Origin of the sequence: Butyricicoccus sp. AM32-19, from assembly GCF_003480365.1 — a bacterium.
Lineage (GTDB): Bacteria > Bacillota > Clostridia > Oscillospirales > Butyricicoccaceae > Agathobaculum > Agathobaculum butyriciproducens.
In genome coordinates this window covers 1-22,400 of the sequence record NZ_QUIX01000020.1, presented here as the reverse complement: position 1 = coordinate 22,400, position 22,400 = coordinate 1, and the positions used below count along the sequence as shown (strand labels likewise).

Below are 22,400 nucleotides of genomic sequence, written 5' to 3'. Positions count from 1 at the left end.
CCGTCACGCTCCCTGCTTTTTGCCGAGGGTGAACAGCGCAACGGTGATGTTGTCGCGGCCGCCGCCGTCAAGCGCCAGCTGCAGCAGCGCGTCACCGGCCAGCTCGAGCGTCGGCGCGTTTGCCAGCACCTCCGCGATCCGGCTGTCCTCCGCCATGCCGGTCAGACCGTCCGAGCAGAGCAGCAGCATGTCCTTTTCAGTCAGGCGCACTTCAAACAGGTCGCCTTCGACATACGGCTCCACGCCTACCGCACGGGTGATGAGGTTTTTCTGCGGATGGGTGCGCGCATCCGCCTCGGTGATCTTGCCGCGGCGGCGCATCTCCTCCACATAGGAGTGGTCCTCGCTGATCTGGTGCATGGCTTCGCCGTCAAAGCGGTACGCGCGGCTGTCGCCCACGTTGATAACGGTCGCGCAGTCGCCCTGAATGAGCGCGGCAACCAGGGTCGTGCCCATGCCGCGGAACTCCGGCTGCCTGCCCGCCAGAGAGAAAACCGTCTCGTTCGCCTGCTTGAGCGCCTGCGTCAGCAGGTTCTGCCGTGCCGTTTCGTCCAGCGTGCCGCTTAAAGCGTCACCCGCGGACTCGATAAAGCTCTGCGCGGCAAAGCGGCTGGCTACGTTGCCCGCATTTGCACCGCCCATGCCGTCGCACACGACGAGGAGCGCGGTCTGGTTGTCCTCCCGCGCTTCGATTTGAAAAATATCCTGATTGGTCGGGCGCACCCGTCCCTTATCGGTCAAGCCGAAATATTCCATTTCACAACCTCCTTCGATTGTGTTTATATGTGAGAATATTCAAGTTAATCACGAGAACTGCTCTTTCCGTCCTCCTTCAGCTGTCGCTGACGGAGCTGACCGCAGGCCGCATCAATATCCGGACCCAGCTTGCGCCTTACGGTCGCGGTAACGCCGCGCTTCTCGAGCGCCTGCTGGAACTTGCGGACGGTTTCCGGTCTGGACGGTTTCAGCGGGCTTTCCGCCACCTCATTCAGCGGAATGAGGTTGACGTGCGCCGGTCTTCCTTTCAGCAGCTTCGCCAACAGGTCGGCCTGCCACGGGCGGTCGGTCTTGTCGCGCGCCATCATGTACTCGTAGGAAATGCGCCGTCCGGTGGTGTCAAAATAGTACCGGCACGCCTTCATCAGGCGCTCGACCGGATACGCGTCGTTCACCGGCATGATGGACGAGCGTGTTTCGTCATCCGGCGCGTGCAGCGACACAGACAGCGTGATCTGCAGCTTTTCCCGTGCTAACATCTCTATTCTATCAGCAATTCCGCTGGTTGACAAGGAGATATGGCGCTGTCCGATGTTGATCCCCTCCGGACAGCTCACCAGATGCAGGAATTTGAGCACGTTGTCGTAGTTGTCGAGCGGCTCGCCGGTGCCCATCAGCACAATGTTGGAGACCTTTTCGCCGCTGTCCTTCTGCATGAACAGGATTTCGTCCAGAATCTCGCCTGCGGACAGACTGCGCGTGCGTCCGTTCAGACCGGAGGCACAGAACTTGCAGCCCATCCGGCAGCCGACCTGCGTCGAAACGCAGACGGACACGCCGTGCTCGTAGTGCATCAGAACGGACTCCACGCAGTTGCCGTCCCGCAGACGCCATAAGTATTTCACCGTGCCGTCAACGCGGCTCACCTGCTTGCGGGCGACCTCCGGTACGGTCAGCAGGAAATTTTCCGCTAAACGCGCCCGTAAGTCCTTGGATAAGTTGGACATCTCTTCAAAGGACTCCACACCCTCGTGAAGCCATTTGAAGATCTGTCCCGCACGGAACGGCTTTTCGCCCATTTCCTTCAGGGCGGTTTTCAGTTCATCTATTGTAAGGGATTTGATTTCGACCATGTGTCTCTCCTTCAAATCTTCTCTCTCGTTTTCCTGTAGGGCGGGCGCCCCGCCCTACGATTCCACTATCACTTACGGTACATTTTCGCAATAAAGAACCCATCCGTATTGTGAACGGGCGGCAGCAGCGTCACCATACCGTCTGCCCTCTCTCCGCAGACCGGATGCGTCCAAGAAACCGCTTCAAACTCCGGGTTTTCGGTGAGAAACGCGCGGACAACGTCCTCGTTTTCCCGCTGCAGGATGGTACAGGTCGAGTAGACGAGCGTGCCGCCCTTCTTTACATACTGTGCACAGTTTGCAAGGATTCTCGCCTGAATCTCCGGCAAAGTCTGGATTTCGTCCGGATTCTTGAACCGAATTTCGGGTTTCTTGCGGATAATGCCCAGTCCCGAGCAGGGCACGTCGCACAGCACAACGTCCGCGCTGTCCTTCCATTCCTCGCGGCAGACCGAGGCGTCCTGCAGCTCGGTGCGGATATTCGGCAGTCCGAGGCGGGCTGCGCCGTCGCGGATGCGTTTCAGCTTGTGCTCGTAAATGTCGCACGAGGTGACGCTGCCTTTCCCCTGCATCTTCTCCGCCATGGCAAAGCTCTTGCCGCCGGGCGCCGCACAGCAGTCGAGCACGGTGCTGCCCGGTTTCGGGTCAGCGACCGCCGCCGCGAGTGCGCTTGCCGCGTCCTGCACGGTCACACGGCCCTCGATAAACGCCGGAAGCGCGGCTGCGTCTCCGCCGCTGCACAGCAGGATTTCCGGGAATGCCTCATGCGGCTGCACGGTCAGTCCGGCGGCTTCCAGCTCTGCCTGAGCCTCGGCAGGCGTGCATTTCATCGTGTTCACGCGCACCGAAATCGGTGCGTCCGCGTTATCCGCCTGACAGATTTTCTGCGTCAGCTTCTGACCGTACTGCTCGGAAAGCAGGCGCACGAGCCACTCCGGGTGGCTGTACTGCAGTGCGTAGTAGCTTTCCTTATCCGGACAGTTCAGGCGCGGCAAAGAGCCGTTTTGCGCCGCATTTGCGGCATTTCTCAGCACCGCATTGGCAAAGGCGACCGTGCGGTCATTTGCATGACCGTAGTGCTTGACCAGCGCGACCGTCTCGGCAACCGCCGCATGCGCGGGAATCTTATCCATCAGGATCAGCTGATACAGACCCATCCGCAGGCACGCCAGCACACGCGGCGCGATCTTTTTCAGCCGCACGCTCGAGAAGTGCCGCAGGTACCAGTCCAGTAAAATTTGGTTCTGCACCGTGCCGTAGGTCAGCCGCGAGGCCAGCGCCGCATCGCGGCTGTCCAGTCCCGCGCGGGATAAATAGTGGTGCAGCGCACCGTCCGACCAGGCGGCCTCCTCTGCCATGGAAAACAGCGAGAATGCCGCCACCTCACGCGGTGTTTTGGGGCGTTTATCTATCATTGCGGTCTCTTCCTCCAAAAATCAGCACCAGACGCAGCAGCTGTGCCAGCGAGGTCGCCAGCGCGGCAACATAGGTCAGCGCTGCCGCTGTGAGCGTCTTTTTCGCCATCGGGTACTCGTCTGCGGTCAGCAGGCCGTTCTGCTGAATGGTCTGCAAAGCGCGGCGGGACGCGTCCAGCTCCACCGGCAGGGTCAGCAGCTGGAACAGCGTGGACAGACCGAACGCCGCAATGCCGATCGTGACGAGCGTGCTCGTGTTAAGGATCAGGCCGAGGATCAGCAGCGGCATCGCCGCCATCGAGCCGAACTGCGTCAGCGGGATGATCGCCGCGCGCAGCTTGATCGGCGCATAGCCGATGGCGTACTGCACCGCATGCCCTGCCTCGTGCGCGGCAACGCCGATAGACGCCACCGACGTGGACGAGTACACCGCACTCGATAGCCGAATGACATTGCTTCTCGGGTCAAAATGGTCGGTCAGCTTGCCGGAAACGTACTCAATGCGCACGCCGGAAACGCCGTTGTACCGCAGGACAGCCTCCGCTGCCTGTGCGCCGGTCAGTCCCCGCAGATTCTGCACCCGCGAGTAGCGGTTAAACGTGCTGTTTACCTTACTCTGCGCCCAGAATGCAAATAAAACGCACGGCAGAACCAGTACGATGTAGTACATGTCAATGCCGTAGTAGTAACCATGATAGGGCATAAGAAAACCTCCATACCGGAGTGGAGAATCGGAGATTGGAACTTACGTCCTCTCCGTTCTTCACTCCTCACGCTTTTTCATTCGTCTCCCAGCTTAGTGCCGACTTCGATTGCGTGCCCACGCAGAAAGTCCGTCGCCTTCATTCTCTTACCGCCGACCAGCTGAATCTCGGTCAGTCCCAGCGCGCCCTCTCCGCACGCCACGGTCAGACCCTTTTTCGGGTCGGCTTCGAGCACCGTGCCCGGCTCTCCCCTGCCGTTTGCCTTTTCGGCGGCAAACACCTTCAGTCTTTCACCGGAAAGCGTGGTCAGCGCGATCGGCCACGGATTCAGTCCGCGAATCAGGCAGTCGATCTCGTGCGCCGATTTGCTCCAGTCGATCACCGCCATCTGCTTATCCAGCATATGGGCGTAGCAGCTCTGTGCATCGTCCTGCGGACGCGGCTCGATCTCATCTAATTTGACGAGCGTTTGGGTCAAAAGTTCCGCACCGGACTGCGCCAGACGGTCAAAAAGTTCGCCTGCGGTCTCCTTCTCGCCAACCTTGGTCTCATAGGTGAGCAGCATATCGCCGGTGTCCAGACCTTCCGCCATCTGCATGGTGGTAACGCCTGCCATTTCATCGCCCGCGATAACCGCCCACTGGATCGGAGCGGCGCCGCGCCAGCGCGGCAGCAGTGAACCATGCACGTTGATGCAGCCGTGCGGCGGGATATCGAGTACCGCCTTGGGCAGCAGCTTGCCGTATGCCACTACGATGATAACCTCAGGTGCCAGCTCGCGCAGACGCGCCTGCTCGTCCTCATTTTTGAGGGTATTCGGCTGGAAAACCGGAATATCATGCTCGAGTGCGAGCGTTTTCACCGGCGGTGCAGTGAGAATCTGCTTGCGGCCCTGCGGCTTATCCGGCTGCGTGTACACCGCGCAGACGTCATGTCCGGCGTCGATGAGCGCCTGCAGGCTCGGCACGGCGAAGTCCGGCGTGCCCATGAATACGATACGCATTATTCCTCGTCACCACCCTGCATTGCCTCCGGGTCGATATACTCCTCGACCTTCTCGGTGAACAGATGGCCGTCCAGATGCTCGGTCTCGTGGCAGAAGCACTGCGCTACAATGCCCTCGCCTTCGCGCTCGAACCAGTTGCCAAAACGGTCCTGTGCGCGAACCTTCGCCCAGGTCGGACGGGTCACATAGCCGTAAACGCCCGGCACGGACAGGCAGCCCTCAACAACGCGCTCGGAGCCTTTCTGCTCGATGACTTCCGGGTTTACCAGCTCGACCATCTCCTCCGGCTCCTTGTTCACATCCAGCAGCACGACAACGCGGCGCAGGATTCCCACCTGCGGTGCCGCCAGACCAACGCCGCCGGAGTTCTCGAGCGTTTCGCGCATATCGTCGATCAGCGTGTGCAGACGGTCGTCAAACTTCTCTACCTTGCGGCTGTGCTTGAGCAGCTGCTCGTCGCCCTCGGTCAAAATCTTTCTCAGTGCCATTGTTTTATTCCTCCACTTGATTCAGCTTATCCATGTATTTTTGTAAACATTCCTGTATATTTTTCTCATCGAGCGCCGGAAACGGCGTCACCGGCTGCGGTTTTCCGCTGCCGATATGCTTTTCCAGCCATGCCACATCGTGCCAGCCGTCAAACTTCCAGCCGGAGTCGTGCCACACGCCTGCGTCTTCGAAACCCAGTCTGCGCTGCATGCGAATGCTTTTTTCGTTCGGCAGGGTCACGCAGCTGTACAGGTGGCGCAGCCCCTGCAGCTCGAGCAGGTCGATCAGGCACGCCAGCACGGTCGTGCCCACACCATGTCCGTGGGTGCCCTGTGCCAGATAGATGGACAGCTCCGCATCCCAGTCGTACGCCGCGCGCTCACGAATGCGGTGCGCGTAGGCGTAACCCATGATAACGCCGTCACACTCGCAGACGAGATATGGAAACGCAGCCGCCGTTTCGCGGATACGGCCCGCAAACGCCTCAGCCGTCGGCACATCATATTCAAACGTGATGGTTGTATCCGTTATGTAAGGCTCGTAAATCTTCAAAAGCGATTCTGCATCGTTTTCTGTTGCCCTGCGAATGACAAATTTGCTCATTGAATTAACCTTCTTTGCCGGGGTCTCAAGTACTGCTACATTTCATTATTGGAATCCGCGAACACAGTAACGCCCCGGTTTTTACCGTCCTGCATAAACTCCCGCAGCACGCCCGAGATGAGCCTGCGCCATCTTGCACAGTCCTTCGCGCGGATGGTGAGGTGGTAGCGATACCGTCCCATCACCTTGACCATCTGCGCCGCGGCGGGGCCGAGCACGGGCGCTTTCACATCGGCAAACTGCCCTTCCATCAGGCTCTGCAGGCGCGTTTTGAGCGCGAGCAGACTGCTGAGCACCTGCTGCTCCAGTTCGCCGACGGCGGTTATCATGGTGATATCGCACACGGGCGGGCACCGAAGCGCCTCGCGCGTCTGCATTTCGCTCTCGTAGAACGCCTCGTAGTCCTGCCGCGCGGCGGTCAGGATGACCGGATGCAGCGGACTGTACGTCTGGATCACGGCGCGTCCGGTGTCAAATCGCCGTCCGGCGCGGCCGACCACCTGCGTGATGAGCGAAAACGTGCGCTCATGTGCGCGGTAGTCCTGCGCGTACAGGCTCTGATCCGCGTCCAGCACACCGACCAGCGTGACGTTCTCAAAATCCAGTCCCTTGGTCACCATCTGGGTGCCGATAAGGATATCGGCTTCGCCTTTGCCGAATTGATTCAGCAGGCGTTCGTGTGCGCCCTTGGCGGTCATGGTGTCCGCGTCCATGCGGAGCACCCGTGCGGACGGAAACCGCTCGTGCAGCTCCTCCTCCAGCTTCTGCGTGCCGGGCGTTTCGGTGAACAGGCTCGTGCTGCCGCAGGCCGGGCACTTGCCGGTTATCTTGATGGAAGCGCCGCAGTAGTGGCACATCGCGCGGCCGGACACCGAATGGTAGGTCATGGTGGTCGAACAGGACGGGCACTCGGGCACCCAGCCGCACACGCCGCAGCCGATCACGCGGCTGTTTCCGCGCCGGTTGAGGAACAGGATGGCCTGCTTGCCCTTTTCGAGCGTGCTGATCAGTTCGCGTTCCAGATCCGGGCCGATGATGCCGCTCCGTCCCTCGCGGGCCAGTCCGCGCATGTCCGAGATGATGACCTCGGGCAGTCCGGCACCGAGAAACCGCTCGGTGAGCGTGAAAACCGGGTATTTTCCCTGTTTTGCGCCGTAATACGTCTCGACCGACGGCGTTGCCGAGCCGAGCACGAGCAGCGCGTCCGTCTGTGCCGCGCGGTACTTTGCCACATCCCGCGCATGGTAGCGCGGCGACTGCTCCGAGCGGTACGCCGCGTCCTGCTCCTCGTCGATGATGATAACGCCGAGATTCTTCGCGGGCGCGAACACCGCCGAGCGTGTGCCGATAACCACCCTTGCTCTGCCGGTTTTTATCTTCTTGAAGCTGTCGTACCGCTCACCGGCGGACAGCGCCGAGTGCAGAACCGCGACTTCTTCGCCAAATCGGGCGGCAAACTGCCGCAGAAGCTGCGGTGTCAGTCCAATTTCGGGCACGAGCACAATGGCGCTCTTTCCCTGCTCAAGCGCGTGCGCGATCAGCTGCAGGTATACCTGCGTCTTGCCGCTGCCGGTCACGCCGAACAAAAGCGCCGCACGAGGCGCGTTTTCGTCCATCAGCGCCGCCATGCCGTCATACGCCTGCTGCTGCGCCGCCGAAAGCACCGGAGCCGCGGCGCGCGGCACCTCGGAAAAGTCCGGTGCGCGCAGCACTTCCTCGTATTCCGCGCGGAGGATGCCCTTTTTCGTCATGTCGCGCAGCGCGGCGTCGCTCACGCCGGTCATGTAGACGATTTCCTTCTGGCTCATCGCGCCGCCGTCCGACAGCAGCGACACCACGTCCATCCGCGCCGGACTGCGGCGGCTGATGTGCGACATGGCTTCACTTGCTTCCATGTCCAGACGGAGCATTTTTTCGGTCTTATCGCCGGTTTTCTGCGCCGTATTGCTGTGGTAGATGAGGATCCCCTCGCCTGCCAGCGCGTCCAGCGTCTGTCCCGCGCCTTTGCCGAGCCGATCGCGTATCTCACTCACCGAGAGCGTCTGTCCCGGCTGCTCAAACAGCGCCAGCACCTGACCGTCTTCGCCGTCCCGCTCCCGCAGAGCCGCCAAATCCGCGTCCGGCGCGAGCGTGTACGTCTCGTTGCGCTTGAACCACAATCCGGCGGGCAGCATGGCGTGTACGCAGTCGAAGTAGGTGCAGTACAATCTCTCCCGCATCCACGCCGCAAGTCTCAGCTGCTCAGCGGTCAGAATCGGCGTTTCGTCCAGCACCTCCACGATGGGCTTGAGTTTGAACTCGCCCGCATCCTCGCGGAAGGCGAGCACCACCGCTTCCGCCCGTTTATTGCCAAAGCCGAACGGCACGAGAACGCGGGTGCCGATCTGCACCTGTTCCCGCAGCTCGTCCGGCACACGGTAAGAATATAGCTTGTCGATGGCATAGGTTGCCGCATCCACGGCGGCCGCACAGATTTTTTCCGCCATAGAATCACAACCTTTCTCATCTTTCTTATCAATTTTACGATGTGGATTTCGTTATACTGTAGGGTGCGACAAGGTGAATTGCGGCAACGCCGCAAGAGAAGGTGCCCTGGGGTACGACTCGGCGCACCGCATGTAAATTCATTGGCATTATGTAGCCCGTAGGGGAGGTCAGTGACCTCCCACATTATCGTTAAATGGACGTGGGCGGCCAATGACCGCCCCTACGGTGAAGATTGTGCCAATCGTTAGATACGGTGCGCCGAGGTCGTCGCACCCTACGATAATTGCGAAAACATCTGCCTTCGCAAAATTACTAATTTCTAATTACTAACTACTAATTATTTCATAGAGAGCAGTCGGTCAAGAATCAGGTCGGCAAGCGCCTCTTTGCTCATCATCGGCGGGGTCTCTCTGTGTCCGTCCTTGAACAGCAAGGTAGCCACATTGGTATCCGTGCCGAAGCCCGCACCCTTATCGCGCAGCGAATTCGCTACAAGCATATCGCAGTTCTTGCGGCGCAGCTTGCTCTCGGCGTTATCGAGAAGGTTCTGCGTTTCCATCGCAAAGCCGCACAGCAGCTGTCCCGGCTTTTTATCCTTGCCGAGTGCGGCGAGAATATCCGGATTGCGGGTCAGTTCGATATTCATCTCGCCGTCACCCTTTTTGAGCTTTTCATCCGCAGTCTGCGCCGGACGGTAATCACCGACGGCGGCAGCCTTGATGATAAAATCCTGCTCGGGTGCGCGGCTCGTCACCGCGTCGTACATATCCCGCGCGGAAACAATATCCACACGCGTGACGCCGTGCGGCGTATCGAGCGCCGTCGGTCCGGAAACAAGCGTTGCGTCCGCGCCGCGCATGGCCGCGCGGGCCGCGATCGCATAGCCCATTTTGCCGGTGGAGTGATTGGACAGGAACCGAACCGGGTCCATGGCCTCCTGTGTCGGACCGGCGGTGACAAGAACGTGCCTGCCTGCCAGATCCTGCTCGGTCAGCGCCTTTTCAATGCCCCAGAGGAGCGTCGGCGTGTCCGGCAGCTTGCCGCGTCCGCTGTCGCCGCAGGCAAGATGACCTGCGTCCGGCTCGATGATGTGGAAGCCGCGCTTTCTCAGCGCAGCCAGATTCTCCTGCGTTACCGGATTATCATACATGCCGGTGTTCATCGCGGGAGCGACAACGACCGGCGCCTTGGTGGCAAGCAGCGTGGTCGTCACCATGTCGTCCGCGATACCGTGCGCCGCCTTGGCGATGACGTTGGCGGTCGCCGGTGCGATCACGAACACGTCAGCCGCCTTCGCGAGCGAAATGTGCTCCACCTCCCACGGAAAGCTGCGGTCGAACGTATCCACGACCGCGCGGTTGCCGGACAGTGTTTCAAACGTCATCGGCGCGATAAACTGAGTCGCGGACTCGGTCATCAGCACATGGACAGTCGCGCCGTTCTGGTGCAGCTTGCTGGTGAGATCGGCAGCTTTATAGGCCGCAATGCCGCCCGTCACGCACAGAACGACCGTTTTCCCTGCAAAACGCATGGCTTAGAGGTCCTCCTCCGGAATGTCGCCGTCGCTCAGAGAGCCGTCGTCAAACTCGTTCAGGCGGCGCACCTCGTCCGCGTTCTCATCCTTGTCCTCGTCATCCTCGGAGTCGGAGTGCTCCTCGTCCTCATCCAGATCAAGGGTATCGTCCACATCAACCATAGCGGCTGCAATGGCATTGTTCTGCGGAATAGCAGTCTCTACACGCGGACCCGGACGGTAAACGATCTTGCCGGCTGCGATCTCATCGAGCGCCAGCTTAACAGCCTTGTCCGGCAGCGGCTCGCCCTTTTCCTCCGACTCATCGGCAATATCGCGGGCACGCTGTGCTGCCAGGTTTACCAGCAGATAGCGGTTGCCTACTCGTTTCATCAGTTCCTGCATAGAAGGGTTCAGCATAGTAATCAGTTCTCCTTATTTACCAGATATAGTTTTATTTTATGAAAGTTTCTGTTTATATACTGTCGCTTATCGACGCTTGTTAAGGATTTCATGCAGTTCGTTTACTGCACGCTCCACCGTGTCGTTTACGACGACGTAATCGAATTTATCCTGCTGCGCGAGTTCGCCCTTCGCCGTTTCCAGACGCTTCTGCACCTTGGCTTCGTCCTCGGTGCCGCGTCCGCGCAGACGGTTCGCAAGTTCCTCGAACGACGGCGGCGCAATGAACACCATCACGGCATCCGGACGCTTTTCATGCACCTGCATCGCGCCCTGCACCTCGATCTCGAGGATAACATCGCAGCCTTCCTCCAGCTTTTCGTTCACCGGAGCCTCCAGCGTGCCGTAGTAGTTATCAACGTACTTCGCGTGCTCGAGGAACGCATTAGCGGCGATCTTCGCCTCAAAGTCCTCTTTCGTGAGGAAATAATACTGTACGCCGTCCTTTTCGCCCGGACGCGGCGCACGGGTCGTCGCAGAGATCGAGAAGAACAGCTTCTCGTCCTCGCTCAGCAGCCTGGACAGCACGGTGCCCTTGCCTGCACCGGACGGTCCGGTGAATACATACAACGTTCCCTTACGCATCTTCTGGTTCTCCTTCCTCGGTCTCGCCCGCAAAACGAGCCGCAACGGTCTCCGGCTGCAGGGCGCTGAGCACCACATGGTCGCTGTCCATGATGAGCACGGCGCGGGTGCGTCTGCCGTAGGTGCCGTCCACGACCATGCCGCGGTCGCGGGCCTCCTGCACGGTACGCTTGACCGGCGCGGATTCCGGGCTGACAATGGCGATCAGCCGCGACGAAGCGACCATATTGCCAAATCCGATATTGATGAGCTTCATCGCTGACCTCACTCCTCGATATACTGTAAATTACTCGATATTCTGAATCTGTTCGCGGATCTTCTCAATTTCACTCTTGATATTGACCACGACCTGCGCCATGGACACATCGTTTGCCTTGGAGCCGATGGTATTGGTCTCGCGGTTCATTTCCTGCACGAGAAAATCCAGCTTGCGGCCGACCGGCTTGACCTCATTCAGCATGCCGTCCAGCTGCTGCAGATGGCTGCGCAGACGCACGGTTTCCTCGTCCACAGCAGTCTTGTCCGCGTAGATGGCCGCCTCGGTGACGATGCGGGTCTCGTCGATGGACGTATCCGCCAGCACCTCCTTCATGCGGGCGAGCAGCTTCTCGCGGTACTCGCGCACGCGCTCCGGCGAGCGGACCTCCACCTCACCGACCATGCGCTCGATCTCGGACGCGCGGTTTCGCACATCCTCAGCCAGTTTAGCACCCTCGCGGGTACGCATTTCGTCGAAATTGTCGCAGGCTTCGCCAAATACGGACAGCACATCGCGGGTCATCTCGTCCGCGTCCTGCTCGATGCGCTCGGAGCCGAGCACATCCGGCAGCTTCGCCAGACTCATCACGCTCACGTCATCGCGCAGACCGTACTTGTCGGCCAGCTCATGCAGCGCCGCCAGATAGTGCTCCGCGACCGCATTGTTCACCGTAACCGCAATGTCGCCGCCCTCCTGCGTCTCCACGCCGATGTAAACCTCAACCTTGCCGCGTGCAATACGCGCCGCAGCGGCCTTTTTTACGGCATCATCCAGAAAGCCGTACTGACGCGGAGCCTTTACCGTGCAGTCCAGATAGCGGTGGTTGACCGCACGCAGCTCTGCTGTGATGGTTCTGCCGTGCAGCTCCTGCTTGGCACGTCCGTAGCCGGTCATACTCTTCATAGATATCTCTTTCCCTTCTTATTCGGGCGGCAGGGTGCGGCGCAGCAGCGCGATCACCTTTGACAGCCCGATATCATATACAATAAAGCCGATATTTGCCGCGATCCACAGTCCGGCAAGCCGGAAAATACCCGGCATCTGCACCTGCGGAAACAGACCGCAGCTTACCAGAACGGCTGCGAGCACCAGCACCACGTTAAAATACGCCAGCTTGCCGCTCAGCTGCGTGAAAACCGGCAGACGGCACTCGATCAGATATTTTACGATCGGGTACAGGCCGAACAGCAGCACATAGGCCGCCACGATCAGCTTGCGCGGTGTCAGCAGCAGTCCCAGCACCGAGGTGACGAGGTACAGCAGCACAGCCGTTTTTACGTTCGCGCGGCGCAGCAGCGGTATCGCCGAGGCCACACCTGCTATCAGGCAGGCCGCCGGTCCGATCTGCGGCATCACACCGCCGAAATACAGCCACGCCGTGGCCGCCGCTGCCAGAAGTCCGCCGCGGGCGATCTCGCGCGTGCTCATATCAGCAGCCGCCTCCGCCGCAGCACATGTTCAGGCAGCAGTTGCAGATGAGCGTCTGCACACAGCAGTCGCACATGCTTGTCTCCTGCATCGGCCGGTAGCCGCCGTAGCCGCCGGACAGATGGAGATTCTGCAGCGCGTGCTGATACTCCGCGTTGTTCGGGTCCATCTGACACGCCTGCGTGTACGCGCGGGCGGCCTCATCGTACCAGCCCTTGCGGTAGTATACCGTGCCGGTCAGATAGAACCACTCCGCATCCCGTCCTGCGGCTCTCTGCAGCAGCGCCTCTGCCATGCCGAGGTTGCCCTGATTGATGGCCTGCCGCACCTGACTGTACAGCGCGGCATTCGCACCGGTGTAGGTGCGCTGCTGATAGCCGCCGTACTGCTGTCCGTTGTATGCGCCGCCATAGCTCTGCTGCTGTCCGCTGCTGCCTCCCGCCGGATTCCTGCGTTCGTTCATGATCATGTCGTACGCTTCGTTGATCTCCTTCATGCGGGTTTCGGCCAAATCTGCCAGCGGATTGTTTACATAGTTATCCGGATGATACTTGCGCGCCAGCTCACGGTACGCGCGCTTGACGTCATCATCACTCGTTTGCGGTGTTACACCGAGCACTTTATAGGGATCCATGTTTTCCCCTTCCTTCGTTCGTCTGGTAGGTGCCGTTCAGTACCTGTCGGGTAACGGTCGGCATACCAAGAAAAATGATATTGCGGATCAGGTCCGCATCTCTCCGGGGACTCAGCAGGTCAAATGCCATGCAGATATCCGCCAGTGAGCGTTCGAGCGTGCGCTCGAGCGGTTCCCTGACCGCAGAGATGTCCGGCGTTTGCAGTTCATACCGCAGAACGACCGGATTGTAGCTGTTCTCTTCCATATCCTTTTGGATGTCCTGCACCGCATCGACAAGGTAGATCCACCTGCCGATCTGATAGAACATCTGGTGCAGAATACGCTCGCGGGTGTCTCCGGTGCGCGGCACAACGGCAGCTGTCATGCGCGAGGACGTATCCGCCGCACGGTCCATGGACGGGCAGCGTTCCGCCTCCAGACGGCGCAGATCCTCGAGCGCCTGCCGGATGTCCTCATCCGCTTCGGGCATGCGTGCGCGCGCCTTCTCGTAGCCGCGGCGGCCGAGGCGGCACAGCAGCGCCGCAAGCGCGCGTTTCGCGCCCTTTTCGTCCGCCAGGTCATCCTGAAACTTGTGATAGGTCAGCAGGATGCTCGCGTCCGCCGCCAGACGAAGTGCATCGTCTGTCTCGGCACAGCTTTTCCGCCGAAACGGAGAAGCGTCGCATCGTTTTCTGCACGGCGGAGCAGTCTCCGCCTCCTCACTTCCTGCAACAAGTGCAAAAAACGTCATATCGTAGCTTAAAAACAAGGTGTAAAATCTGCCGTATTCTGCGCGGATCGCGTGGCATAAGCCGCAGTAAACCTGCTGAAAACGGTCAGCCTCCTTCACCCGCAGCTCGACCTTCACCGGACGGATAAAGCCAAACATCGCATAGCCCTTTCCCGCCGTGCGGTGTGCACGGACTTTCGTATTCAATCTATTTTACCGAACTTTTGCGTATCTGACAAGGGCGAACACAGAAAATTGGCGAAAATTCATAAAAAATTAAAACTGCCTGTCGTGAAACCACGGTTTCGCCGACTCTATTCCGCATCAAAGCCGCTCGGTGATGGCAAACGGCGCTTCATTTCTGAGCTTCAGCTTATGGCTGTACCACATCGCCGCCAGAATGCCGCCGACGAACAGCACGCCGCCGATGAGCGCGGACAGTCCGCCGCCAAGTTTCATTCCTGCGCCGACGCCGTAGCCGACAAAAAACAGCACGAGCGGCAGCAGATACACGAGCACGGCAAAGCCGAGCACCTGCCTGGTCTCGCCCTCGAGCAGCACGCGGTCGCCGACGGACGCATGCGCGTGATTGCGTGCGGTAACGTAAAGCGTCTGGGTTTCCAGACCGCCGCAGCCGCCGCACTTGGCACAGTCGTGGCCGCACGCCGAGCGGCGCGTTACCTCGACCTCTGCCAGACCGTTCGGCAGCAGCTTTTTGATGGTTCCCTGTTGGGTCACGTTGAAATCTTCCTCTCTATTATTCAAAACCAGTTGCAGTAATGGGAAATTGAGAATGGAGAATTGAAAATTATGGTCATGTCCAAAGCACATTCATTCTCCATTTTCCATTCTCAATCTGCAAACTCTTCCATAATCCGAAATGCCGCTCTGATTCCGTCCACGGCGGCAGACATAATGCCTCCGGCGTATCCGGCGCCTTCGCCGCACGGAATGATGCCGCTGCAGCCGAGTCCGAACAGATCCTCGCCGCGCGTCATGCGCACCGGAGACGAGGTCCGCGTTTCCGGACCGGTCAGCAGCGCGTCCGCTGTGTCGTAGCCGCGGATTTTGCGGCCGAAATACGGCAGGCTGTCCCGCAGCATGGTCTGCGCGAAGTCCGGCAGGCAGGCTGCCGCCTCTCCCAGCTCCACGCCGATGGGATAGCTGGGCTTGACCGCACCGAGTTTTCGGGTCGGCTTGCCGTTCAGAAAATCCCCGACCTTCTGGCACGGCGCGCGGTACGAGCCGGTCTGCGCGTACGCCGCGTGCTCGATCCGGCGCTGCAGCGCCACGCCGCCGAACGGCGTGCCGTCGTCGTAGTCCTTCGGGTCAACCGACACGGCAAGCGCCGCGTTGGCGTTTTTGCCGTCGCGCGCATGATAGCTCATGCCGTTGGTGACGACCGTGTTCTCCTCGCTCTGTGCCGCAACGACCACGCCGCCCGGGCACATGCAGAAGGAATAGCACGCGCGTCCGTCGGCTCTGCGCGAGAGATTGTACTCCGCAGGCGGCAGCATGGGATGTCCCGCCGCCTTTCCGTACAGAGCACGGTCGATCTCGGTCTGCAGGTGCTCGATGCGCACGCCCACCGAGAACGCCTTCGGCTCAAAGTACACGCCGTTTCCGTGCAGCGCGACAAAGGTGTCGCGCGCCGAGTGGCCGATGGCCAACACCGCCCGCTCGCAGGCGATGTCCTGCCCGTCCGCCTCGACGGCGCAAAGTGCACCGTTTTTGACCGAAACGCCGGTCAGCGGCGTGCGGAAGCGCACTTCACCGCCGTTTTTGATGATCTCGCGGCGCATTTCACGAACTACATCCTTGAGGATATCCGTGCCGACGTGCGGCTTCGCCTTTTTGACGATATCCGCCGGAGCACCGTGCGCGGCAAGGATTTCCAGCACATTGTCGCACAGCGGATCACCGATGCGCGTGGTCAGCTTGCCGTCCGAGTAGGCGCCGGCGCCGCCCTCACCGAACTGGATATTGCAGTCGGTATCGAGCGCACCGCCCTTCCAGAACACATCCACGACCTTGTCGCGCTCGTCCAGATCTCCGCCGCGCTCGAGCACGAGCGGACGGTAGCCGTGCTTTGCCAGCACATAGGCGGCGAACAGTCCCGCAGGACCGAGGCCGACCACCACCGGACGGTGCTCGAGCCGCTTTTCGCCGTGCGGAATGACGATTTTCGTATTGGGTTTATAACGCACGAAGGGCATTTGCAGTTTTTCCGCAAATGCCTTTTCGTCGAACGGCGCGTCCAGACGCACCGAATATACCCGGCTGATCTGTCCGCGCCGCGCGTCAATGCTGACGCGGCAGACCGCCGCTTGTATGTCGTTTGCCGTGAGACCGGTCAGCCGGCATGCCTCCGCAACGGCGGCCTGCTCCGGCAGATCAAACGGCAGACGGATGCCGGTTACCATCAGGCTCACTGGCTGCCACCGCCCTTCCTTGTACGGTGCGCGGTCGGCTCTGCGACCGTGCTGTCCGTATCGTCTGTGCTGTCTGTCTTATCCGAGGTGATCGTCTCATCCGACACATGCGGGTCGGTGATCTCAATCTCGACCTCGATATCCTCCTCGACGAGCGTTACGCCGCTCGGCAGACCGACGGTCGTAGCCACGCCCTTGACCGTGTGCCTGCCGACGCCGAGCGATACCGAATCGTAGGTCAGACCGATGGACAGGTTATTCACATCGACCTTCTTCAGCTGGCTTTCACTGCCGCGCAGCTCCATCTCGACCGACTTGGTGAGGATAGCGACCTTGTACGGCGTATTCTCCTGCGCGGTGTCGTTCCACGCGAACTTGGAGACCTGAACCTTACGGGTCGCAATACCGTCCACCGAGATGGTGACGTTTGCCGTTTCCGGCTGACCACTGACGAGCGAAACGCCGCTCGGCAGCTTATCCTTGATGGACATGGAGATCGGCGTGCCCGTGTGGACGCTGCCGAGGTCGATCTCACCGAGGTTGATCTCCTTGATGTCGCTCAGCACCGCCTGATTGCTCGCGATAACCTCTACATTCTCCGGGTCGATGACGCACTGTACCTGATTCTGCGTCAGGCTGCCGCCGTCCTTGAGGGTGACGGTCAGCGGAATGTTGTTGACGCGGTAGATCGGAACCGAAACCTTGATCTTTTCGGTCTGGCTGGTGATATAGTTCGAGGTGAACGCCGCACCGTCCTGATCATACAGGGTTACCTTGCATTCGTAGTCGGCCAGCGAGGAATTGCGGCCGGTAACATCCACGGATGCAACCGCCTTGGACACCTGCGCCAGATCGGTTGCCGGACCGGAAACGGTGACCTTCTTGGTTGCCGTGGTCGGCTTGCCTGCGCGATAGCCGTCGTCCGGTGTGCCGGTCACATTGACCTCGACCGGAACATCCTTGCTCTCCACGCGGTCTACGCGGACGTGCACCTTGCCGGGATTGACATAGTTGGTCTCCACGCCGGACTTGCTGACCGACACGGTGACCGGAAGATCGTATTCATTCGCCTCGGTCAGACCCGAGATATCCACCGTTGCGGTGATCTGACTGGCGCGGACCTCGCCGACGCTCTTGCTCTGACCGCGCAGGCTGACGGTGACCGTTGTGTCCTCGCCCTCGATGAGCTCCAGACCGGTCGCTGCTTTCAGCTGGGACGCACCGATGATACGCACCGGCACATCGTCAAAGCGCATGTTGCGCTCAGGATTGTCAATATCCATAACAACTGCCCACAGAACGATAGACAGCGCCAGCGACAGGAGCTTCAGCAGAAAATCCTGCTTTTTGATAAAATTCTTCTTCACTTGCCGGCACCTCCCTTCCACTTGTCGCGGATGGCGGCAATACGGCTTTTTTCGTTCCTGTTCCTGAGTTCATCGCCGAGCAGCTCGCTCTCGAGCATCTTCTGCAGAATCTCGGGCGACAGATGGCGCTTGAGCATGCCGCCGATGGCGACAGAGATCGCGCCGGTCTCCTCGGAGACGACGACGAGCACGCTGTCCGCGGTCTCGCTCATGCCGACAGCCGCGCGGTGGCGCGTGCCGAGGTCGCGTGACAGACCCTGATTGCCGGAAAGCGGCAGCACGCAGCCTGCAGCGCACACCCGTCCGGCACGGACGATCATGGCGCCGTCATGCAGCGGGCTGTTCTTGAAGAAAATGTTCTTGATGAGCTCGGCAGACGGTGCTGCGTCCACTCTCGTGCCGGTGGAAATGATCTCACCGAGACGCTCCTTGCGCTCGAACACGATGAGCGCGCCGGTCTTGGTCCTGGACATATCCGCGCACGCGGAAACGGTTGCAACGATCATGCTCTCTACCACATTCGGGTCGGTATCCGGAATCAGCATGCGGCTGAGGTTGCCCTTGCCGATCTGCTCGAGCAGGCGGCGCAGCTCCGGCTGAAAAATGACCACAACGGCGAATACGCCGACGCTGAGCGCGTTGCGCAGCAGCCACGAGATCATGGTCAGACGCAGGAAGCTGGCGAACAGCATGATAAGCACCAGAATAAGAATCCCCTTGGCCAGTCGTGCGGCGCTGGTATCCTTCAGCAGCTTCATAACACGGTAAATGATATACGCCACGACGAGGATATCCACCACGTCGATCGGCGTCATTGTGCGGAATTGATCAAACGCACTGAAAAAAGAACTTATTATGGTCCGCCATGATAAATTCGGTGAGAATACATTTTGCAGCGCTCCCATTTTGTCACCTATCCTAACTTGCTCCTCATTTTTTGGCTGTCGCCAAACCACGGTTTGGCCGACAACAGGAACGGACCGTGGGCCGTTCCAAAGTCGTCCGAAAGTTCCCATTCGGAAACTTTCTCCCTCTCAGGGCATAAAAACCAGCGCTATCCTTGCGCGGCTTCTTGGCCGCGCTGCGCCGATACATGCTCCCGTTTTTTATGAATTTGCTGAGCAAATTCTATTTTATGCGCGCTGACGCGCGAAGAAAAAACAAATCGGTAAAGCACAGACTTCTTTTCGACAAGCCGCAGTCTGTTACCTTTACAGAAAGCCATGTTTTACCTTACTTATACTACCACAAATCCGGCTTTCTGTATAGCGTGTTCACAGTTTTTTTACCAATCTGCAAACTTTGTCTGCGGCCTGCTCCAGCTGCCGCGCCGTCGAGTAGAACGACAGGGACAGCCGCACGGTTCCGGTGTCCTCCGTGCCCGCCGTCCGGTGCGCGAACGGCGCACAGTGCAGCCCCGCCCGGGTGCACACGCCCTCGTCCGAGAGCATATCCGCAAGCACCTCACTCGGCGTGCCGGGAACGCGGAAGGACAGCACGCCGGTCTGCTCCTTTCCGGAAAAGCACTCGATTTTGCTTTCGCGGGAGAGCGCACGGGCAAGCTCATGCACCAGCCGTCTCTCCTGCCCGGCAATGTGTGCCGGCGTAACCGCCCGGACAAAGGCGATGCCCGCCGCGAGTCCCGCGATGCCGGGCACATTCGGCGTGCCGCTCTCGAGCGCATCCGGCAGAAAATCCGGCTGGCGCAGCTCCTCGGAGAGACTGCCCGTTCCTCCGGTCAGCAGCGGCTTCGCGGCAATCCGGTCGTCGAGCGCCAGCAGAATGCCCGTGCCCATCGGTCCGTACAGCGCCTTGTGTCCGGGCATGCACACCGCCGCAAGACACGGATAGCGCTTTACGTCAATCTCCGCCACGCCCGCCGACTGCGACGCATCCAGGATGAGCGGCACGCCTTTTTCCGTCAGCAATTCCGCGATTTCGTCCAGCGGCGCAATGCTGCCGAACACGTTGGAAACGTGGCTCAGTATCATCAGGTCGGCACCGTGTTCCAGCGCCTGTTTCAGCGCAGAAACCATAGCCGCGCCGTCCCACAGCGGCGTATCCAGCACGGTCGGCTCGATATTTCGAGCCGTCAGCGGCCGCATGACCGCATTGTGCTCGTAACCGCTCACAATGACGCGGGAATCCGGTTTTACGAGCGCATTTATCGCAATATTCAGTGCATGCGTGGCGTTCAGCGTGAAAATGACTCGCTCCGGCTCGCCCACGCCGAACAGCGCCGCTGCCTGCTCCCGGCAGGCGTACACCAACTCTCCCGCTCGATTGGCTGCCGCGTAGCCGCCTCGCGCGTAGCCTGCCGCGCCGTACATCGCACGGCGAACCGCCTGCTCGACCGCCCGCGGCTTATACAAGGTGGTGGCAGCATTATCCAGATAGATCATGTCAGTCCTCCCGCAGCACGCGGCACAGCGGCGCACCAAGCTGCCGCAGCCGATGCACAGCCCAGTCCGCCTGCTGCGCGCTCACGCGCACCGCCCATCCGCAGGATTCGGTTCGTTCGTGACGCGGCGGGCGCGCGACCTCTCCCGGTACACCCAACCGCGCCAAATGCCGCCGCAGGCCGATGGCCTCGGTCTGACTGCGGCAGATCAACAGCGCATAACCGCCCATAAGGGCACTCCTCCCTCCCAATTCTGAGAAACTATGGCAATACCGCATAATTGAACAAAAGCGATTTGTGAGTAAATTTTGCGGACTGACGAGGCGCAGTTTTGCAGTAATACTTGATGTATTACCGTGAAATCTCGGCAGCGCGGACGGAACTCGCGCAAGGAACCGAAGCCAAAGTCAGGGCACAAAATTTCCGCAAAGCGCCGCGGCAGTGCGACCGGAGCCTGCACAAGGAGCCGCAGCAGCGCGACCGGAGCCTGCGCAAGGAACCGCGGCAGCGCGACCGGAGCCTGCGCAAGGAGCCGCAGCTTTAATTGTGCGGTGTTGCCTTAAGGTTTCTCCCCTCATACTATGTTGAAATGAGCGGAAAAGTGTGCTATGCTGATTAGGTTATAAACTACAATCCTGACTGGAGTTGAAAACAATGGAGCTTTCCGCCCTTTCCCTGCGTCTGCGCGCGCTTTCCGTGCTGCGCGGACTGCTTTCCCATCCGCTGGTGCGCGCCTACGGCGACACGCTGACCGCGCTCGACGGCACAGCCGCCGACTTTGCCGACCGCTACGGCGCACTGTGCGCGACCCGCTTCTCCTGCGGCGATATCGCGCAGGCAGTGCTCGACGCCGTGCACTTTGACACCAACACCCTGACCGATACCATCAACGCACCGGAAGCGGCTGTGCTCAACGCCGCAACCCACGATCTGGACGTGCTGAACGCTCTGCTCGCGCTCGACGGCGAAGCCTTCAAATCCGCCGCAGCGGACAAGTTCTACGAGCCTGCCCTCGAGGACCTGCCGGACTTCGAGGCTGCGGACTCGCTTCCGTTCTCCACCGGTGCGGCGCTTGCCGATTACTACCGCGAGGAGGGCTACGGCTTCTTCGCACAGTCCTCGGCGTTTGCCATGCAGGACGACGGCTCGGCAACCCCGATCGTACATCCCGATGCCATCCGTCTGCACGACCTGCCCGGCTACGAGATGCAGAAGCAGAAAATCCTCAAGAACACGCTTGCCTTCCTCGACGGACGCGACGCCAACAACATCCTGCTCTACGGCGACAAGGGCACCGGCAAGTCCTCGACCGTCAAGGCGGTTGCCAATGAGTACGCCGACCGCGGCCTGAAGATCATCGAGATGTCTCCGCGGCAGATCACGAATTTCCCCAAGCTGTTCGAGCAGACCCTGCGTTCGCCGTTCCGTTTCATCGTGTTCCTCGACGACCTGACCTTCAGCAGCGAGGACGACAACTTTGCCGCGCTCAAGGCGTTTATCGAGGGCGGTCTGGCCGGAAAGCCGTCCAATCTGGTCATTTACGCAACGTCCAACCGCCGTCATCTCATCCGCGAGAGCATGGCCGACCGTCAGGGCGATGAGGTGCGCGTGCGCGATACCCTCGAGACCGTTACCTCGCTGTCCGACCGTTTCGGTCTGGAGATCACCTTCTCCGTGCCGGATAAGGACGAGTATCTGTACATCGTCGAGCAGCTGGCCAAGGAGAACGACCTGAACCTTGATATCGACGAGCTGCACCTGCTTGCAGAGCGCTTCGCGCTGCGCCGCAACGGCCGCTCGCCGCGTACCGCAAGACAGTTTATCAGCCAGCAGCTGGCGGAGCAGTATGGGAAGTAATTGAAAATGGAGAATGGAGAATGGAGAATGATTTCATTTTTCATTTCTGCATCTAAATAAAACAAAACGCAGACCTTAAAATCATAGGTCTGCGTTTTGTTGCTATTGTGGAACCATTTCCGTTGTTTCGGAATGTTTTGGGTATTGCATACGCTCTACCGTAGGGTGCGGCAAGGTGAATTGCGGCAACGCCGCA

Annotated in this window: 24 protein-coding genes; 2 read left to right on the top strand and 22 right to left on the bottom strand. The window is 59.9% G+C overall.

The window, feature by feature from the left end; translation table 11 throughout:
• Window positions 1-3: 3 nt before the first annotated feature.
• From DW806_RS13425 to DW806_RS13320, 22 genes are all read right to left on the bottom strand, one after another.
• Window positions 4-756 carry a Stp1/IreP family PP2C-type Ser/Thr phosphatase gene (locus DW806_RS13425; RefSeq protein WP_118730266.1) on the bottom strand — a complete coding sequence of 251 codons (753 nt, stop codon included), beginning with the start codon at window positions 754-756 and terminating at the stop codon, window positions 4-6.
• Window positions 757-800: 44 nt separating this feature from the next.
• The gene (gene rlmN, locus DW806_RS13420) at window positions 801-1,850 is read right to left on the bottom strand and encodes a 23S rRNA (adenine(2503)-C(2))-methyltransferase RlmN (protein WP_118730265.1); all 1,050 of its coding nucleotides are present in this window, start codon (window positions 1,848-1,850) and stop codon (window positions 801-803) included.
• 68 nt (window positions 1,851-1,918) lie between these two features.
• Window positions 1,919-3,265 (bottom strand): 16S rRNA (cytosine(967)-C(5))-methyltransferase RsmB, encoded by a 1,347-nt coding sequence (rsmB, locus tag DW806_RS13415; RefSeq protein WP_118730264.1) that lies wholly within the window; start codon window positions 3,263-3,265, stop codon window positions 1,919-1,921.
• Complete coding sequence (locus DW806_RS13410) at window positions 3,255-3,968, bottom strand: zinc metallopeptidase (RefSeq protein ID WP_118478424.1); 714 nt, start codon at window positions 3,966-3,968, stop codon at window positions 3,255-3,257. The genes rsmB and DW806_RS13410 overlap by 11 nt, the downstream gene beginning before the upstream one ends.
• 77 nt (window positions 3,969-4,045) lie before the next feature.
• A complete protein-coding gene (gene fmt, locus DW806_RS13405; protein WP_118730263.1) occupies window positions 4,046-4,972 on the bottom strand; it encodes a methionyl-tRNA formyltransferase in 927 nt (308 codons plus the stop codon).
• Window positions 4,972-5,463, bottom strand: a complete 492-nt coding sequence (gene def / locus DW806_RS13400) for a peptide deformylase (protein WP_117488802.1) — start codon at window positions 5,461-5,463, stop codon at window positions 4,972-4,974. The genes fmt and def overlap by 1 nt, the downstream gene beginning before the upstream one ends.
• 4 nt (window positions 5,464-5,467) lie before the next feature.
• Complete coding sequence (locus DW806_RS13395) at window positions 5,468-6,067, bottom strand: GNAT family N-acetyltransferase (protein ID WP_117488804.1); 600 nt, start codon at window positions 6,065-6,067, stop codon at window positions 5,468-5,470.
• Between the two features lie 35 nt (window positions 6,068-6,102).
• Window positions 6,103-8,553, bottom strand: a complete 2,451-nt coding sequence (gene priA / locus DW806_RS13390; RefSeq protein WP_118730262.1) for a replication restart helicase PriA — start codon at window positions 8,551-8,553, stop codon at window positions 6,103-6,105.
• Window positions 8,554-8,891: 338 nt separating this feature from the next.
• Window positions 8,892-10,085 (bottom strand): bifunctional phosphopantothenoylcysteine decarboxylase/phosphopantothenate--cysteine ligase CoaBC, encoded by a 1,194-nt coding sequence (gene coaBC, locus DW806_RS13385; protein WP_117751696.1) that lies wholly within the window; start codon window positions 10,083-10,085, stop codon window positions 8,892-8,894.
• Between the two features lie 3 nt (window positions 10,086-10,088).
• Window positions 10,089-10,487 (bottom strand): DNA-directed RNA polymerase subunit omega, encoded by a 399-nt coding sequence (rpoZ, locus tag DW806_RS13380; protein WP_118730261.1) that lies wholly within the window; start codon window positions 10,485-10,487, stop codon window positions 10,089-10,091.
• A gap of 69 nt (window positions 10,488-10,556) precedes the next feature.
• Window positions 10,557-11,114: a guanylate kinase gene (gene gmk, locus DW806_RS13375; RefSeq protein ID WP_118478414.1), complete on the bottom strand. Its 558-nt coding sequence runs from the start codon at window positions 11,112-11,114 to the stop codon at window positions 10,557-10,559.
• Entirely contained in the window at window positions 11,107-11,370 is a 264-nt protein-coding gene (locus tag DW806_RS13370; protein WP_110435119.1) for a DUF370 domain-containing protein, read from the bottom strand. Before DW806_RS13370 ends, gmk begins: the two co-directional genes overlap by 8 nt.
• Window positions 11,371-11,400: 30 nt before the next feature.
• Window positions 11,401-12,276, bottom strand: coding sequence for a YicC/YloC family endoribonuclease (locus DW806_RS13365; protein WP_118730260.1), 876 nt, complete (start codon window positions 12,274-12,276; stop codon window positions 11,401-11,403).
• Between the two features lie 18 nt (window positions 12,277-12,294).
• Window positions 12,295-12,801, bottom strand: coding sequence for a hypothetical protein (locus DW806_RS13360; RefSeq protein ID WP_118730259.1), 507 nt, complete (start codon window positions 12,799-12,801; stop codon window positions 12,295-12,297).
• A gap of 1 nt (window position 12,802) precedes the next feature.
• Complete coding sequence (locus DW806_RS13355) at window positions 12,803-13,435, bottom strand: J domain-containing protein (RefSeq protein WP_110435122.1); 633 nt, start codon at window positions 13,433-13,435, stop codon at window positions 12,803-12,805.
• Window positions 13,422-14,354, bottom strand: a complete 933-nt coding sequence (locus DW806_RS13350) for a DUF5685 family protein (RefSeq protein ID WP_147358110.1) — start codon at window positions 14,352-14,354, stop codon at window positions 13,422-13,424. Before DW806_RS13350 ends, DW806_RS13355 begins: the two co-directional genes overlap by 14 nt.
• Window positions 14,355-14,471: 117 nt before the next feature.
• Window positions 14,472-14,885, bottom strand: coding sequence for a SoxR reducing system RseC family protein (locus DW806_RS13345; protein WP_158578381.1), 414 nt, complete (start codon window positions 14,883-14,885; stop codon window positions 14,472-14,474).
• Window positions 14,886-14,998: 113 nt separating this feature from the next.
• Window positions 14,999-16,570, bottom strand: coding sequence for an NAD(P)/FAD-dependent oxidoreductase (locus tag DW806_RS13340; protein ID WP_243022765.1), 1,572 nt, complete (start codon window positions 16,568-16,570; stop codon window positions 14,999-15,001).
• A gap of 5 nt (window positions 16,571-16,575) precedes the next feature.
• A complete protein-coding gene (locus DW806_RS13335; RefSeq protein WP_118730255.1) occupies window positions 16,576-17,946 on the bottom strand; it encodes a CdaR family protein in 1,371 nt (456 codons plus the stop codon).
• Window positions 17,943-18,761 (bottom strand): diadenylate cyclase CdaA, encoded by an 819-nt coding sequence (gene cdaA, locus DW806_RS13330; protein ID WP_243022759.1) that lies wholly within the window; start codon window positions 18,759-18,761, stop codon window positions 17,943-17,945. Before cdaA ends, DW806_RS13335 begins: the two co-directional genes overlap by 4 nt.
• 459 nt (window positions 18,762-19,220) lie before the next feature.
• Window positions 19,221-20,348, bottom strand: coding sequence for an aminotransferase class V-fold PLP-dependent enzyme (locus DW806_RS13325; protein WP_118730253.1), 1,128 nt, complete (start codon window positions 20,346-20,348; stop codon window positions 19,221-19,223).
• 1 nt (window position 20,349) lies between these two features.
• Window positions 20,350-20,559 (bottom strand): putative Se/S carrier-like protein, encoded by a 210-nt coding sequence (locus tag DW806_RS13320; protein WP_158578380.1) that lies wholly within the window; start codon window positions 20,557-20,559, stop codon window positions 20,350-20,352.
• A gap of 134 nt (window positions 20,560-20,693) precedes the next feature.
• On the opposite strand from DW806_RS13320, the gene DW806_RS13315 reads away from it, so the two are divergent.
• Both DW806_RS13315 and DW806_RS13310 read left to right on the top strand, forming a co-directional pair.
• Window positions 20,694-20,891 (top strand): hypothetical protein, encoded by a 198-nt coding sequence (locus tag DW806_RS13315; protein ID WP_118730251.1) that lies wholly within the window; start codon window positions 20,694-20,696, stop codon window positions 20,889-20,891.
• A gap of 110 nt (window positions 20,892-21,001) precedes the next feature.
• Entirely contained in the window at window positions 21,002-22,204 is a 1,203-nt protein-coding gene (locus tag DW806_RS13310) for an ATP-binding protein (protein WP_117751684.1), read from the top strand.
• Window positions 22,205-22,400 lie beyond the last annotated feature (196 nt).